The following is a 15,418-nucleotide window of genomic DNA, read 5'->3' on the forward strand; positions in this document are numbered from 1 at the left end:
TTATTTCCCTCCTTTATCTAGGGAATTGATTCGTGTTTTACGCTGTTGGCGTTTTGCTTGTTTACTTGGTTGATTGTTTAATTCAGTAAAATCATGTGAGTATTCACGCCCAACAAAATGCGCATCACTATATTGTCTTGGATCAAAGTCTTTTCGCATTGGTGGCATATCATCCCATTTCTCCAAAATTAATTGTTTCTCATAATCTGGATTACCAGGGAATTTAACCCCAAAAAATTCGTGTGCTTCGCGTTCATAATATTTAGCGCCTTCATAGATAGAAATAATAGACGGCATGACGGGATTCTCACGATCAATTCTCGTTCTCAATTGAATATGCACCGGCTTTTTCCAATTCATTAGAATATAAACAACTTCAATTTCATTTGTATCTGGCCAGTCGACTGCGCTCAAATAAGATAGTTGAATCCATCCAGCATTTTTTAAGTAACCAAGCGTTTTATGGATATCGTCTTGCTTGAGTTCATAGGCTATTTGAAACTGATCAATAATATTTTCTTTAATCGGTGAACAAATATCTTTCATTAGTGATTGTACGTGTTCAATATTATTCATGGAATTCATCTTTTATGCGCACCTCCCCAAGAGCTTCTTCTTGGTTCTTTTTGTACCAGTCATAGTTGTCGTGGTATCGTTTCCAACCATCAGCTTTTTTCGATTTAATGAGATCCATTAAATCAACAAACCCATTCATGACAGCTTCTGTATTTGGCATACAGCCAGCAACATACACATCGACAGGAACATATCGATCAAGTCGGTTAATGACGACATGAGAATCATGATATATCCCCCCATTAATCGTACAACTACCAAAGCCAACAATATATTTTGGTTCACTCATTTGTTCATATGTATAAATTAATCGACGTAACGTTTTTAACGATAGATACCCAGTAACAAGTAATACATCTGCTTGTCTTGGTGTTGCCATTGGTCCCATACCAAGCCGTTCCATATCATAAGCACTTGTCATCGCAGGTGGCAACTCAATTGCACAACACCCCGTACAGTACATTAACATCCATAACGAGTTACGTCTAAAGAAGTCACCTATTTCCCACCATTTACGATCGATTTGTTCTTGTGTTAGTTCTGTAAATTTTGTTGATTTCATTTAAATCACCCATCCAAGATATATTGCGATAATTGCTTGTGATACAGCTAAAAGTAATGGCCATTTGTAAAAGAACGTAACCACTTGGTCAATTTTAAAGCGTCCATTAACATTACTAATTAAGTTCACAAATGTATAGACCAAGACATATTTAACTAAAAAGACAAAAATATTTTCTGCGCCACCTAAGAATAGGTGAACAAATAAACTGACTTCGATAAACACAGTGATTTCATGCATAATGAATAACATACCAAGTTGCTTACCACCGTATTCAACCATTGGCCCAGATGCTATTTCAGCTGGAGCAATGTAGGTTTCAAACGGTTTTTTTCCAAGCATACCCATCAAGGCTAATATAGCAACAATACCACCAAGAGGTAAGGCAATGATAAACCAGTGATTATTAGCAAGTTGTTGAAACTCCGCGATCATTGAGATGCTTGAATCGCCTGTGATATTGATAATCGTTAATACTACAACCATAAACGGCACTTCATAGGCCAACATAGTTGTTAAAGCGCGCATGACACCAATACTTGCTAATGGGTTCCCAGACCCACTCGCGCTCATTGCCATACCAAGCATACCAACCGCAATCAAGTAAACAAAAATGAAGAAGTTATCATAGCCATCAAATGCGACAAGTTCATTGGTAATCGGCATAAACATTGCCGTAGCGATAATACCACCAAGGGCCATAATTACACCGAAATCAAAAATCCATCCATGTGACGTCGCACGCTTACTTAACAATTTAAAGATATCAAGAAACTCTTGGTACCATTTTGGACCATACCGTTTTTGAAGACGTGCTATGACTTTACGGTTTATCCCACCAAGTGCGGTCTGTAAGACAAACCCAAACAATGCGACACCTAAACCAAATAAAATATTTAATATCATGCGATATCACCCCATAAAAGCAGTGTTATTAAAATAAGAATCCAAAACACTGTGATTTCTGGCTTGTAAGTAAAGAAGTAATATTTAAAGACTTCTCCTAACTCTTTCACTTTGATACTTAATGATTGATAGAATCGTTGCATTTTATCAATATATGCCTCATACAAACGTTCTAATGGGGCATAGAAGTTACTTGTATAATGTAAGTGTTGTTCTGTATAGATAAAGTTACCTGCTGTATACGTATCCATTAGATCTACTTTCTTTGATTTCTTAAGCGATATAAAGATGATAAAGGCAACAAAGACACCTATGCCAAACATACTAGCAATTAACAATGGATGAAGATCACCATTGTTCCCTTGAATCGTAAACTGTGTTAAGTTGAGTTGGGCAATATTTAACTCACTTAAAATCTTATTTGTATAACGTAAAATATAATTTGGAACAACGCCACTCAAGATATTCAATCCACTAAGTAATAACATTGGAATGAGTAAGAGTAAAGGTGCTTCTTTTACGCTTGTTTTATATTCAGGTAATTCTTGTCCTAAGAATAACGCAGCAAGCGGTCTGAAAACATATAAGAAAGACCCGATACTGCCAAAGAATGTCGCAATCGCAACAAAGATGAAGCCTTCACTAATGACACCTTGAAAGATTAACCATTTCGAGATGAAACCACCCATTGGGGGAATTCCAGCCATTGAGATAATCGCAATTAAATAAACCATATAAGTGATCGGCATTTTGTGAATCATCCCACCAAGTTCACTAATTTTAGTGGTATGTGTTTGTCGAGCAACCGCACCGATAGCTAAGAAAGCACTTGTTGATGCAATCGCATGAGCAAATATATGGAGTAATCCCCCACTAATGCTTGTGGTTGTCATGAATCCAAGTGCGACTAAAATATAACCGCCATTACTCATTGAAGAGTAGGCAAGCAATGTTTTTGCATCGTCCTGTCTAATTGCCATTAAGGTACCTATAACAATGGTAATCGCTCCAAGTATCATTATGATGTAGTTAAATAGGTGAATATTCAGTGCTGAAATCATTGTGCCAACACCACCAAGGCGCACAAGCGCAATGACAGCGACAAACGCACCAAGTTTTTCCAATCCACCACTGAATAATCCTGTCACTGGATCAGGCGCATCGGTTAATACGTTTGGTAACCAAATATGTAATGGAAAAGCACCGAGCTTTGATAACGCTGAGATCATCATTAATAAGAAGACAAAGACTTTTGTAGTACCACTAAGGGCAGCTAAATTCAATGCAATATTAAAGGATTCTGTACCACTATACATCAATAAAATAGCGACCAATAAAGAAAATCCACCAAAGGCACTAAATCCGTAATACAGTGATGCTGATGAGCGTGTTCGTCCTAAAGGAATTAAGAATAGACTGCTCCAAACAACCAACTCAAAATAGAAGAAAAAAGCTAAAAAGTTTGTTGTATAGAATAAACCAATAACCCCTACTAAACTTAATAAATAAAGCATACTATATAACGCAGGATATTTTTGTTTATCTATATAATAAGGATTAAAGAATGCAACCATCAAATAGACAAACGATACCAATAAAGCAAAGTAATGACTTAATGCACTTGCGCCTAAGTCACCTAAAACACCTGGTAAATAGTTAACAGTCAGGTCAAGTGTATCAGTATACCCATACATTGCTAATGAGCCAAACACAAATGCTGATCCTAAAATGGTGATGACACTCCCTAAGGTACGATGTAAATTGCCTAGCAGATAGGCCAACATACCGAATCCAAGTGTAATGATAATAATGAGTTCTAAATTAGCCATGAATACACTCCTTTCATGGTGCTTATTACGTCAAATAGTGATTCAAACGGTGTAAAGAATACCCCAAATACCACTAATAATAAGGCAATAATAAGATATGCATAGACTGTACTCGTTGAGAAGACGACACGTTTATTCTCTGACTCACCATACCACAATGTCATTGAGAGTTTGATAAAATATACCCCTTCAACAACACTACTCATTAAAATGACAATTACTAGCCATAATAAATCGGTATTCGCAAATCGCATTAAAATATGTAATTTCACAAAGAATCCAGCAAATAACGGCAAGCCTAAAATACTTAGTACTGCGACACTAAAGGCAAAACCAATCAGTTTATTGTCTGTAAAAACTCCTTTTAAATCCGTTAGAGTATCAGAGCCAATTTGCCGTTCGATGACCGTAATTGAGCCAAATAAAATTAATTTAGAAAAACCATTTAACGCAACGAGCATAATGCCTAAATCCGTTAATCCATGGACAAACACTATGACAGCAATCGCTGCTTGTGCTATCGAACTATAAAGCAGAATATGTTTTGCTCGAGAGGAAGCGTAAGCCATAGCCTCTCCGGCAATTATACTCACAACTAAAACAACCGATACAATTGTCATTAATGTTTCATTAAATACAAAGAGTTGTGTTAAAATGCGTCCAAATACCAAAACCATCGTACTCGCATATACACTGGCAATCATTGGTCCACTGAGTGGATTTGAACTTTCTAATATTCCTTTTACCCACGCATTTAACGGTAATAACTTAGCTTCTACGCCCAACCCAATAAACATAAATAATAATGGTAAACTGACCAAGGCAGGGTTAACTTGTGCAATAAGATTGCTTAAAACGCCTAAGTTTAAGGTGTGAAACATTCCATATAAAATAATTAATCCAAGTAAATAGAAACTACTTCCAACAGTCCCTAGGACTAAGTAATGAAATGTAGCTAATGGTTTACGGTTAGTTGTCGTTATCAGGTAAGCTGATATTCCCGCAATTTCTAAGAAAACAAATAAGTTGAATAAATCACCTGTTAGCAATAACCCATTTAACCCAGCTAAGCTAATTAATAAGATAGATCCTATCTTTTTATAATCACATAACGATAAGATTGCTACTAAGAAGAATAAAATATTGACAATATAAAGTCCTGCAATGGCATAATCATCAACAATCAACTCAATACCGTAAGGTGCCTTAAAGTTACCAATAACAACAACACCTTTCGTGACATAATCAAGGGATACAACACTTAAAAATGAAACAACCAGTAACAAATATGGAGCTACTTTTTTCATTAAAATACTGAGAAAACCAACGAGTAGTGGAACAGCAATTAATAATACAGCATTCATTTAGTTTTCCCCCATTTCATCGAGATTCAATGTACCATATTCGGCATATATTTTTCTAGCTAATGCTAATCCGAGCGCTGTTGTTCCAACACCTATAACAATAGCTGTTAACACAAGTGCTTGTGGTAATGGATCAACAAACGCTAAATTATTGGTTGCATTGACACTGGTAAATATAGGGGCAATACCACCCTCATAATAGCCGACTGTAATAATGAAGATATTTAAACCAATTTCTAATATATTTAAGGCAATAATAATCTTAATAATATGACGTTGAGTGAGTAACCCGTAAAGTCCTATCATAAAGAGGATAATCGCTGCATATTGTAACATTATAACGCCTCCTCTGTTAAGAAATTATCGATTATACCGGTAATTTCACTACCAACTTTTAAACCAATTAACACATATATAATTGGAATAATACCGGCACTAAAGACTGTACCGATCGTCCCTGTTGGCAAGAAATTTTCTAAGAAGTACCCACCGATTAATAATCCAGCAAGGCCAATAGCGACATACGCCATACCAGCAAAGCTTTCTAATAATTTAAACCGTTTCACTTTTGTTCTAAACGTATCATTCGCTAGATATAATAACAACAAACTACTGGCAATCATTGTCCCACCAGGGAATCCACCACCAGGTGTTAAGTGTCCATGAACAGCCATAAACACACCTGTCATTAAAATAATCCCAAACAATGCCCGTGACCCAATACGCAACATAAAGTTAGGTGTGTAATGAAGATCCATACGTTCCTTTTTCTTACCGCCAAGTAATAACGCCACCCCTAAGGAACTAATAAAGAGTACTGTAATTTCCCCTAATGTATCAAATGAACGGTAATCTGCCACAATTGCAGTAACGATATTGGCTGGTCCACTTTCTAGATTCTCAGATTCACCAAAGATGACATCATCATTATTCTCAGTTACATCACGATCGATATAACTATCGCTATAATGATCGGATGGATTGTTGTTTCCAAATTCAGTGAATAGCGTATTATTATGTAATGACAGAATGATCATGCCACCAACAACTATTACAAAAATAAATGCTAAAAATTGTTTCATTGCACATCACCTGTCTTTCTAAACGATAAAAGTGTAAAGACAAATAAACTAGTAACAAGCCCACTACCAATAACAGCCTCTGTTACCGCTACATCTGGTGCTTTTAATAAGACAAAAGCAACAACTGCAAGCATACTAATGCCTGATAGAAGCATGACAGATTTAATTAAGGACTGTGTATTTAACGCAATAAAAGCGAGTCCAATTAACAACACACTTAACACGATTTCAATGATATTAAGCATCTGTCTCACCACCAAATAATTCTTCTAGTTCATCGACTACTAAGTTACTAGGTTTTTTAAATGAACGATATGCTGCTTTCGCTAAGACACTCGATCCAATTGGATTTGCAAGCACGATGAAGATAATGATTAATCCAATCTTTAGCCACCAGTCAGGATGATGAATCGCAATCCCAATGAGCAATGAGAATGCTCCAAGGGTCGTTGCTTTCGTTCCTGCCTGAATCCGATCAAAACTATCGGGCATACGTAAAATACCAAGTCCACCTAAAAGATAAAATAGACCGCCGATGATCATAAATATATAACTAACGATTACCATAATGACCCTCCAAATATCGTGCAAACACGATTGTTTCTAAGAATGCCAATATACCGTAAACAATTGCAATATCAAGATATAAAGCATTGTCATAATAATGTGCAAATAACGCGATTACTCCGATTACAATCACATTAAATGTGTCCAGTGATAAAACGCGATCAGCGGCTGTTGGACCTTTTAATAATCTTATCACCGCAAACAATATGCCAAGGCCAATAAGGCCAAATACAATCATCGTTATCATTTGAACACCACCCTTAAAATGCGTTCAAATGTCGCACTTATGTGTTGCGTGTTCTCTTCGATAGATGACCCTTGTACATCAATTGTATGAATATACAATGTGTCATCCTTCACATCAACACTAAGAGTACCAGGTGTTAATGTAATTGAGTTTGCTAAAATCAACTTGGCAAAGTCTCCTGTTAAATCGGTTTTCACTTTTACAAAACCGGGATTTAATGGAATATGGACACTTAATACACGCTTCGCAACATTTAGGTTTGATAGGATTAAATGCCAAACGAATACAGGGATATATAAAAATATAAACACTGCGAGACGATATGGCAATAGGTAGTCAATTTTGTAATCCACATACCGAGCAATAATCACTGTGAGAATTAGTGCAATCATTGCGCCTAAGATGAGTTCTTCTATTACCCAACCAGCTAACAAAATGTAAATCACAAAAAGGACCAAAAATGTAGCTACATATTTCATAAACTTCCTCCTTTATTATGGGTATATGTTTGTATCTTAACAACATATTCTTTATTATCTGAAAATGGCCAAATTAACCACTGTTCAAAACCTTTTTTTAAATATTCTTCTAAATTGTATAATCCAAAATCTCCCAAGCCCATCCCGTAAGTATCCCGGTATCTACGATAGTGATCATTCATGGTATTATTTTTCATCGATTCCTTAATTTCGCGCTCAAACTGACTACCTTCTTCTAACTCGAAGATATCACTCATGACAATCAACTGACCCTCTTTTTTAAGATGTCTGTAAAGACTTTGATTAAAGCGATTAAGTAACGTTGGCATATAATCAAGCACTTGACCTTCAACATATTTAATATAATGTTCTTCAGTAGTTCGTTGTCTGATATGAGCACAAACAGTTAAAAGTTGATAATATACTAGTTGCGTATATATCGGACTCACATAGATAACGTCATAATATTTATCGTCGAAAAAAGTATACGACTCCAATTGTTTAAAATGAGTAGTTAAAAATTGATCAAGTTTTTTGTAATTAAGTGGTTTTTGAAAGAGTGCAATTAAATTTTTGAAGAAGTTAATCTGTTCAAAGCCAGTCACATCAACCTGATGATACACAATTTTATTCATTGCTTCATCAGATAATTGAAGCGCTTCAACAGATTGTTTTACTGTCTCTATATCAATATCATATAGTGTCATGTGTTGACAAAAACGCAGCAAAAAGGATAGAGAAAACTCTCGCATTTTCCCTGCCCCGATAATACATATATCTTTAGTGTTCTCCATTTCTTTCAATGTATCTTTAAATAATTGATCAATCTTATGACGAAAATCACGTAACGTCTTATGGTTCGTTTGTAAACTTTCATTCAGTCTTTGATTAAATGTTTGTATACTATACATTAAATCACCATATATATTATAACAAAGCATTAAGCGCATACAAGGGTTATTTTGCATACAAAATAGTTGCTTTTGCTAACAATGGTTTGTATACGCTTTTGTTATGCGATTATGGATATTAATTAAATTATTGTGATTTAGAATTTTTTTATTTAAGGGTAAAAAAAAGGATGCATTATGCATCCTTTTGGCTTGATTCATTAATAAATTGATTGGTATATAAGTTGTAATAATTACCTTTTAAAGAAATTAACTCTTGATGAGTTCCTGATTCAATAATCTTTCCTTTATCTAAAACGAGAATTCGATCAGCTTTCGTAATGGTTGACAATCTGTGCGCAACAATGAAACTTGTTCGTCCTTCTAGTAATGTGTCAATCGCATGTTGAATACTTTTTTCTGTTTTAGTGTCAACGCTTGAAGTGGCTTCATCAAGAATTAAGATTCTTGGATCAGCAATTAATGCCCGTGCAAAACTAATAAGTTGTTTTTGACCAACGCTTAGTCTGGCACCCCCTTCACCAACTTTTGTGTCGTATCCCTCTTCAAAGGTAATGATAAAGTCATGTGCTTCAACCAGTTTTGATGCCTTAATGATTTCTTCTTTCGTTGCATCATGGTTACCATACTTAATGTTATCATAAATCGTTCCGCTAAATAAATGCGGTGACTGTAAAACATATCCCAAGTTGTCATGTAACCACCCAATTGAGCGGTCTTTATAGTCTTTATCATCGATTAGAATTTGTCCTTCAGTTGGTTCATAGAAGCGACATACTAAGTTAACAATGGTTGATTTACCTGCGCCTGTATGCCCAACTAATGCAATTGATTCACCTGCTTTGACATGGAGATTAAAGTCATCTAAAACTTTTTCGCCCTCCTTATATTTGAATGTGACATGATCAAACTTAATGTCACCAATGAGTGGCTCCCAGTTTTCTTTTTTAAAATTAATCGCATCACCATACGTTTCGATGACATCATCGCGGTCCCAAATTTGGGGTTCTTCTTCAATTAGCGAGAGCAAGCGTTCGGCTGATGCTTGTGCTTGTTGGAAACGGGCTAAGATATTAGCCAGCTGCATGACGGGTTCAAAGAACATCCCAATATATGCCACAAAGACATAGAATACTCCTATTTCAATAAAGTGATCCGATACTTGAATACCGCCATAATACATAATAAAACCGGTTGTAATAGAAGCAATAAATAAAATTGTAGGGAAGTATAATCCCGCGAAAATAGCAGCTCTAATGGAGTGTTGGCGCATAGAACTTGTTAAACGATCAAAATCATTATAATTTTGTTCTTCTAAGACAAGTGTTTTCGTTGTCTTGGCTCCGGTAATACCTTCATTAAAGGCTCCTGTAATTTTCGAGTTTTCTTTTCTGATTTTTCGGTAAGAATAGAGAATCTTTTTCCGAAAATAAACACTCACAACAATTAAGAATGGAATTGATATCATAACAATTAAGGCTAATTGCCAGTTTGTAAAGAACATAAAAACGGTAATTAATACCATCATTAATAATCCCCATGATAAATCAATCATTCCCCATGATAAGATATCACTTAGTTTCCGTGAGTCACTTGTCATACGGGCCATAATCCATCCTACTGGTGTTTTATCATAATATGAGAATGGTAATTGATGCAGCTTTTCAAAGGCTTTTTTCCGTAGTGTGTAGGACAATTTTTGTTGAACTTGACCTGCATTAATGATAAATGAATATACCATAGTCGCAATCACAAACATTAATATAACATACGCACCAATAAAATATGGGAGTAAGGTTAAGTCTTTTGTCGCTGCAATATTATCAATCGCAAATCGGTTAATCTGTGGATAGATTGCATCTGTAGCTGCTAATACAATGGCACTAAGGACTCCTAAAATGAGATGTTTTTTAAAAGGTGCCATCATTTTAAATATTTTAATCCAAACGTTTATATCAAACTTGGATTCGGTAAATTCTTCTTCATCAATATAGTTCATTAGTTGTCTCCTTTCTCGAGAGATTGAAATTCTCCCTCGATACTTGTTTGGATTTCCCATAAGTGAGCATATAATCCATCATTTTCTAGTAACTCACTGTGGTTACCCATTTCTGTAATATGTCCGTCTTCCAAGACAATAATTTTGTCAGCTTCCATCGCACTCGTTATACGATGTGTAATGATGAAGACTGTCGTATCTTTCCAGTATTTATTTAATGCACGTCTTATTTGAATATCTGTTTCAGTATCCACAGCACTTAAACTATCATCAAAGATGAGTACTGGTTTATCATCTAGCAACATCCGAGCAATCGCTACGCGTTGTTTCTGACCACCACTTAAAGTAACACCTCGCTCACCAACGACTGTTTTATATCCTTTTTCAAAGTCTTCTATATCATCATGTAATGCGGCAATACTAGCTGCTTTATACACTTTTTCTTTTGGTGCTTTTTGATCCATAATCCCAATGTTATCGTATACAGAACGACTGTATAAAAATGGTTCTTGCATAATGATTCCAATGTTTTTACGAAGATGTTTTTTATTGATTTGGTTGATGGGTACCCCGTCGACTAATATCTCTCCATCAGTAACTTCTAATAGTCTTACTAGTAAGTTAATTAGGGTTGATTTACCACTACCGGTTCTACCAATAATGGCGATACTTTCACCACGTTTTGCATCGAAAGAAATCCCTTTTAATAGTGGTTTATTGTCATCATCAAATTGGAATTTAACATTTTTAAATTGAATATGTCCATTAATAGGCGCTGTATTGTCTGAGTCTCCGTGATGCTCTGATGGGTTATCCATAATTTCATCAATCCGATCGAGCGCAACGGTTGTTTTACCAAAATCACCAACAATGCGTCCTAATTGACGCATTGGCCAAACAATCATTCCTATAAAGGTTAAGAAAGCAACATAACCACCAATTGTTAGACTATCAATACTGACTAAATAGATGCCTACTGAAAGTGTAATTGCATACTGAATGAAAATGACAAAGTCAGTCCCACTCCAGAAAAAGGCCATTAGTTTTAATAGATGCAAGTCTTCTTTTAAGTAAGTTTTACTTTTTTTATCAAATTGATTAATTTCAAACTGTTCATTGGCAAATGCTTTTACAACACGAATCCCCGTTACACTTTCTTGTAGTGTTGTTGTCATCTGTGCTTCTGCATCTTCTACTTTACGGAATATCTTCTTAACAAATGAGAAATAAATTAATGCAGTAATAAAAATGATTGGTGTGATAATGACTGAGAATAATGTCATCGTCACGTTCACGCGAGACATTTGATAAATGGTTAATGTGACTAAAAAGAATAGCCTAAAAATCTCAATCATTTGTGCACCAATAAAGACGCGAAATGTTTCTACGTCTGTGGTACAGCGTTGAATTAAATCACCCGTCTCAGCATGTGAGTGATACGTAAAGGATAAATCTTGGATATGGGTATACAATGTATTACGCATATTATATGCTACATTCTCAGTGAATTTCGCATTGATAAAGCGTCTAATAAAAATTAATGTGACACGGAACAATGTATAGAATACATAGACTAGGGCTATATATAATAATTTTTCTTCTATTGTATCGCCACGAAATAGTGTCGTGATAAAATCTGGCAAGGCACTTGGCTCATCACCAAAAGTTGTATCAATAATGTGTGTTAAAAATAATGGGGTCAGCGTTCTAAAGTATTGCAAAGCAATCAATAGAATTACCGTGAAGGCATATATTTTTTTATAGCCATAAATCCATTTTAATACTTGTTTAAGTCGTTTCATAGTTTACACCTCTTCTTCTGTCTGCTCTAAGATGTCAAAATAAGATTGTTCTAGTTGTCTAATCTCCTTTTGAATGTTAGTCATTTTTGCTTGTATTTTTAATCCCTTTTCAGCGTCCAAATAGTTTTCTTCATCAAATGATGCTTCTTGTAACATATTTAACTTTTTTTCAAGAGAGTGAATCTGTTGTTCATAGTCTTTTAATAGTGCTTCTTTGTCTTGTTTATTCGTCTTTTTAGATGTCTTAGTAGTATTTTTTTGTTTTTTTGACTGTTCACGATATTGATTATAGAAAGAATTGAAATCGCCATCGTGGACATAATAATTATCCCCAGCTAAATATAGTATCCGTGTTGCGATACGGTTGATAAAATACCGATCATGTGACACAAATAATACAGGTCCCTCAAACTGCTCAATGACATCTTCAATAATGTCTTTTGTATCGATGTCTAAATGATTTGTTGGTTCATCAAGAATCAATAAATCTGGCTTTTCTAGCATTAATAAAAGTAATTGAAGCCTTACTTTTTCACCACCACTTAAGACACTAATTGGTTTGTCTAAGTCATCATTAAAGAACAAAAATCTTGCTGCGTATGTTCTCACATCATAGTTTGTAAATAACGGATGGAGATCATGAATCTCTTCAAATATAGTTTTTGAATGATGCAGTGTACTTTGATTCTGGTCAAAGTATCCAATCCGGTATCTTCTTAGGAATTTAATACGACCAGATAAAGGCTTAAGACGGTTTCTAATCACATTGATTAATGTTGTTTTACCTGTACCATTAGGTCCAACAATACCCAATTTTTCAAACCCTCTCATGGCGAATGAAATATTATCTAATAATATGTTATCTTTATATCCGATAGAGAGATTTTCTGCCTCTAAAACAATATCCGTTGTGGCCCGTCTACCGGATAACTCCATCGACACTTTGGCCTTACTCTGCTTAGGTGAGTCAATCCGATCGATGCGTTTCAATTTCTTTGCACGATCTTTTGCTAGGGAAGCACGTTTTGCATTATATCTAAATCGGTCAATAAAACTTTGCAAGTGTGCAATTTCTTTTTGTTGTTGTTCATATCGTTTTAATTGTAATTCATAGCGTTTGAGTTTTTCTTCTTCATATTGTTCATAATTACCATAATAAATATGCGATGTATGATGATCAATTTCGATGATTTGATCACACACATTATCAATAAAGTATTTATCATGTGTCACAATTAATAAAGCACCATCAAATCGATTTAGATAATCCTCTAACCAGCTAATTATTTCAATATCTAAATGATTGGTCGGTTCATCAAGAATTAAGAGGTCAGGATTTTCAAGTAACAATTTAGCAAAGGCAATACGTGTTTTCTCACCACCACTAAATGTTTTAATCTCACGATTATACAACTCCTTATCAAAGCCGAACTGCGTCAAAACATAATCTATTTTATAATGATAGTCATACCCGCCTCTAAACTGATATTGCTCTTCTAATTTAGCATACTGATCAAGTAAGGTGTCATTATGGGGATCATTTGCAAGCGCGTGTGCACACTCATCTAATCGCTCTTTGAGATTGATAAGTGATTTAAATACATCGAGCATTTCTTCTTCTAAGGTTTGGTTCGGTTGATGTAAAACAGACTGCGATAAGTATCCTATATTGGCCTGTTTATTTATATGGATTGCACCGTCATCAATGAGTTCGTCACCAATGATCATTTTTAACAACGTCGATTTACCGGTTCCATTTTTACCAATTAAAGCTATTTTATTTTTTGTATTTATATCGAATGAGATATTACTAAATAATGTATCACCGTTAAATTCTTTTTTCAATTTTGAAATCGAAAGTATATTCATTGTAATCACCTCTTTTTGTGCATAAAAAAACTGCCTTCCATCACTTGATGAAAGACAGTATACGTATCCATAGTAAGTTATATCTCGTTGTATCTAAGGTGATAACTAAGATATAGAGGGATCGACTCTCTTTGATTCAGTGATGAATTTTTGCATAACAAAAAACATAATTTTTGCATTGTAAGTTCCTGTTGTAATACGCATTTTGTTTACCATTTTCATCACCTCTTTCGTTTGTTTTTTTTAGCCGATATAATGTTAGCATATCTTATTTAGAATGTAAAGGTTTTATTTAGATTAAATTTCATCATCTTCAAAAACTTCTTTTGGCTCATCTAAAAGCAAACGAGGATTTTCCATGTATTTTTCAGAAAGTCTTAAGCTTTTCGCAAAATAGAATCCATCGACAATACGTTCATCAGCAACAATTTTCAAATTCATCTTCTTACGCTTTTCGATTTCCATGTCATTATTAACAACATGTTCTTTTCGTTTAATACCAAAGGCGATAAAGATTGAGTTTGTACCAAAATTATATATATGATGATATATTGGATCAATTTTTAGTGAGCCTAAATCTGTCACAAATACACTGGAATGAAAAGGACTTAGGTTGATAAGAAACTTTGGTAATTTCCCACGATTATCCAAAAACTTAATAAAACCAATCGTAAAACTCAATAGAAAATTCGGTAACAAATTAAAAAACTTTGCCGCCTTATCTGTATTATTATTCGCAGCAGCATCTTTATTCTCTTCAACTATCTCATTTACTTTTTTAACGACATCAAATAATGTATCTTTTGGATCAAATACGACTTTAACGGTTGTTTCTTCTCCATCATCTTCAAGACTTCTTTTTAAGGCAAACGAAATTGAAATTTCATTGCGCGCGTATGTTTTTTTACCACGAACAAACCGATTAAGTTTAGGTCGTTGTGAGAGTGTCCTAACAACCGCTGCAATGACAACGTGCAAAAAACCAACTTTTAATCCATCTTTGCGTAATTCTCGAATAATTTCATGCGTCTTTTCTAAATCAATTTGAGATTCAAAAAAGACTTGTGCATCATTGCGTTCTGGCATTAAGTGTGGTATAACACGGAAAAAAGGATTTACGTTACGTAATTTTTTTCCATCACTTCGATCTCCGAATCTTCTCATTAAAAACTCCCCAATCTTTTCTTATATATTATACCACTACCCCTAGGGTTGTGCAATGAGA

At 34.8% G+C, this 15,418-nt stretch carries 16 protein-coding genes; all 16 read right to left on the reverse strand.

Annotation, left to right across the window (positions count from 1 at the left end; translation table 11 throughout):
* The 16 genes from UMR38_00910 to UMR38_00985 all read right to left on the reverse strand — a co-directional run bounded on the left by UMR38_00910 (position 1) and on the right by UMR38_00985 (position 15,357).
* The gene (locus UMR38_00910) at positions 1-585 is read right to left on the reverse strand and encodes an NADH-quinone oxidoreductase subunit C (protein ID MEC9484417.1); all 585 of its coding nucleotides are present in this window, start codon (positions 583-585) and stop codon (positions 1-3) included.
* Positions 569-1,138 (reverse strand): NADH-quinone oxidoreductase subunit NuoB, encoded by a 570-nt coding sequence (gene nuoB / locus UMR38_00915; protein MEC9484418.1) that lies wholly within the window; start codon positions 1,136-1,138, stop codon positions 569-571. The genes UMR38_00910 and nuoB overlap by 17 nt, the downstream gene beginning before the upstream one ends.
* Positions 1,139-2,044, reverse strand: a complete 906-nt coding sequence (locus UMR38_00920; GenBank protein ID MEC9484419.1) for an NADH-quinone oxidoreductase subunit H — start codon at positions 2,042-2,044, stop codon at positions 1,139-1,141.
* A complete protein-coding gene (locus tag UMR38_00925) occupies positions 2,041-3,873 on the reverse strand; it encodes a proton-conducting transporter membrane subunit (GenBank protein MEC9484420.1) in 1,833 nt (610 codons plus the stop codon). The genes UMR38_00920 and UMR38_00925 overlap by 4 nt, the downstream gene beginning before the upstream one ends.
* Positions 3,861-5,237, reverse strand: coding sequence for a proton-conducting transporter membrane subunit (locus UMR38_00930; protein MEC9484421.1), 1,377 nt, complete (start codon positions 5,235-5,237; stop codon positions 3,861-3,863). The genes UMR38_00925 and UMR38_00930 overlap by 13 nt, the downstream gene beginning before the upstream one ends.
* Positions 5,238-5,573, reverse strand: a complete 336-nt coding sequence (locus UMR38_00935; protein ID MEC9484422.1) for a cation:proton antiporter subunit C — start codon at positions 5,571-5,573, stop codon at positions 5,238-5,240.
* Complete coding sequence (mbhE, locus tag UMR38_00940) at positions 5,573-6,319, reverse strand: hydrogen gas-evolving membrane-bound hydrogenase subunit E (protein MEC9484423.1); 747 nt, start codon at positions 6,317-6,319, stop codon at positions 5,573-5,575. Before mbhE ends, UMR38_00935 begins: the two co-directional genes overlap by 1 nt.
* Complete coding sequence (locus tag UMR38_00945; GenBank protein MEC9484424.1) at positions 6,316-6,564, reverse strand: hydrogenase subunit MbhD domain-containing protein; 249 nt, start codon at positions 6,562-6,564, stop codon at positions 6,316-6,318. Before UMR38_00945 ends, mbhE begins: the two co-directional genes overlap by 4 nt.
* Positions 6,557-6,886 (reverse strand): monovalent cation/H(+) antiporter subunit G, encoded by a 330-nt coding sequence (mnhG, locus tag UMR38_00950; GenBank protein ID MEC9484425.1) that lies wholly within the window; start codon positions 6,884-6,886, stop codon positions 6,557-6,559. The genes UMR38_00945 and mnhG overlap by 8 nt, the downstream gene beginning before the upstream one ends.
* Positions 6,873-7,133 (reverse strand): cation:proton antiporter, encoded by a 261-nt coding sequence (locus UMR38_00955; GenBank protein MEC9484426.1) that lies wholly within the window; start codon positions 7,131-7,133, stop codon positions 6,873-6,875. The genes mnhG and UMR38_00955 overlap by 14 nt, the downstream gene beginning before the upstream one ends.
* Positions 7,130-7,612: a Na+/H+ antiporter subunit E gene (locus UMR38_00960; GenBank protein MEC9484427.1), complete on the reverse strand. Its 483-nt coding sequence runs from the start codon at positions 7,610-7,612 to the stop codon at positions 7,130-7,132. Before UMR38_00960 ends, UMR38_00955 begins: the two co-directional genes overlap by 4 nt.
* Positions 7,609-8,523, reverse strand: a complete 915-nt coding sequence (locus tag UMR38_00965; GenBank protein ID MEC9484428.1) for a hypothetical protein — start codon at positions 8,521-8,523, stop codon at positions 7,609-7,611. Before UMR38_00965 ends, UMR38_00960 begins: the two co-directional genes overlap by 4 nt.
* Positions 8,524-8,698: 175 nt before the next feature.
* Positions 8,699-10,522 carry an ABC transporter ATP-binding protein gene (locus tag UMR38_00970; GenBank protein ID MEC9484429.1) on the reverse strand — a complete coding sequence of 608 codons (1,824 nt, stop codon included), beginning with the start codon at positions 10,520-10,522 and terminating at the stop codon, positions 8,699-8,701.
* A complete protein-coding gene (locus UMR38_00975; protein MEC9484430.1) occupies positions 10,522-12,324 on the reverse strand; it encodes an ABC transporter ATP-binding protein in 1,803 nt (600 codons plus the stop codon). Before UMR38_00975 ends, UMR38_00970 begins: the two co-directional genes overlap by 1 nt.
* Positions 12,325-12,327: 3 nt before the next feature.
* Entirely contained in the window at positions 12,328-14,193 is a 1,866-nt protein-coding gene (locus tag UMR38_00980) for an ABC-F family ATP-binding cassette domain-containing protein (protein ID MEC9484431.1), read from the reverse strand.
* Positions 14,194-14,490: 297 nt separating this feature from the next.
* Positions 14,491-15,357, reverse strand: a complete 867-nt coding sequence (locus UMR38_00985) for a 2-oxo acid dehydrogenase subunit E2 (GenBank protein MEC9484432.1) — start codon at positions 15,355-15,357, stop codon at positions 14,491-14,493.
* Positions 15,358-15,418 lie beyond the last annotated feature (61 nt).

Source organism: Candidatus Izemoplasma sp., from assembly GCA_036172455.1.
GTDB lineage: Bacteria > Bacillota_I > Bacilli_A > Izemoplasmatales > Izemoplasmataceae > JAIPGF01.

What these genes read in the sequence shown, in the direction of transcription:
- UMR38_00910 (MEC9484417.1), bottom strand. Translation starts at nt 585, where the DNA reads ATGAATTCCATGAATAATATTGAACACGTACAATCACTAATGAAAGAT.
- nuoB (MEC9484418.1), bottom strand. Translation starts at nt 1,138, where the DNA reads ATGAAATCAACAAAATTTACAGAACTAACACAAGAACAAATCGATCGT.
- UMR38_00920 (MEC9484419.1), bottom strand. Translation starts at nt 2,044, where the DNA reads ATGATATTAAATATTTTATTTGGTTTAGGTGTCGCATTGTTTGGGTTT.
- UMR38_00925 (MEC9484420.1), bottom strand. Translation starts at nt 3,873, where the DNA reads ATGGCTAATTTAGAACTCATTATTATCATTACACTTGGATTCGGTATG.
- UMR38_00930 (MEC9484421.1), bottom strand. Translation starts at nt 5,237, where the DNA reads ATGAATGCTGTATTATTAATTGCTGTTCCACTACTCGTTGGTTTTCTC.
- UMR38_00935 (MEC9484422.1), bottom strand. Translation starts at nt 5,573, where the DNA reads ATGTTACAATATGCAGCGATTATCCTCTTTATGATAGGACTTTACGGG.
- mbhE (MEC9484423.1), bottom strand. Translation starts at nt 6,319, where the DNA reads ATGAAACAATTTTTAGCATTTATTTTTGTAATAGTTGTTGGTGGCATG.
- UMR38_00945 (MEC9484424.1), bottom strand. Translation starts at nt 6,564, where the DNA reads ATGCTTAATATCATTGAAATCGTGTTAAGTGTGTTGTTAATTGGACTC.
- mnhG (MEC9484425.1), bottom strand. Translation starts at nt 6,886, where the DNA reads ATGGTAATCGTTAGTTATATATTTATGATCATCGGCGGTCTATTTTAT.
- UMR38_00955 (MEC9484426.1), bottom strand. Translation starts at nt 7,133, where the DNA reads ATGATAACGATGATTGTATTTGGCCTTATTGGCCTTGGCATATTGTTT.
- UMR38_00960 (MEC9484427.1), bottom strand. Translation starts at nt 7,612, where the DNA reads ATGAAATATGTAGCTACATTTTTGGTCCTTTTTGTGATTTACATTTTG.
- UMR38_00965 (MEC9484428.1), bottom strand. Translation starts at nt 8,523, where the DNA reads ATGTATAGTATACAAACATTTAATCAAAGACTGAATGAAAGTTTACAA.
- UMR38_00970 (MEC9484429.1), bottom strand. Translation starts at nt 10,522, where the DNA reads ATGAACTATATTGATGAAGAAGAATTTACCGAATCCAAGTTTGATATA.
- UMR38_00975 (MEC9484430.1), bottom strand. Translation starts at nt 12,324, where the DNA reads ATGAAACGACTTAAACAAGTATTAAAATGGATTTATGGCTATAAAAAA.
- UMR38_00980 (MEC9484431.1), bottom strand. Translation starts at nt 14,193, where the DNA reads ATGAATATACTTTCGATTTCAAAATTGAAAAAAGAATTTAACGGTGAT.
- UMR38_00985 (MEC9484432.1), bottom strand. Translation starts at nt 15,357, where the DNA reads ATGAGAAGATTCGGAGATCGAAGTGATGGAAAAAAATTACGTAACGTA.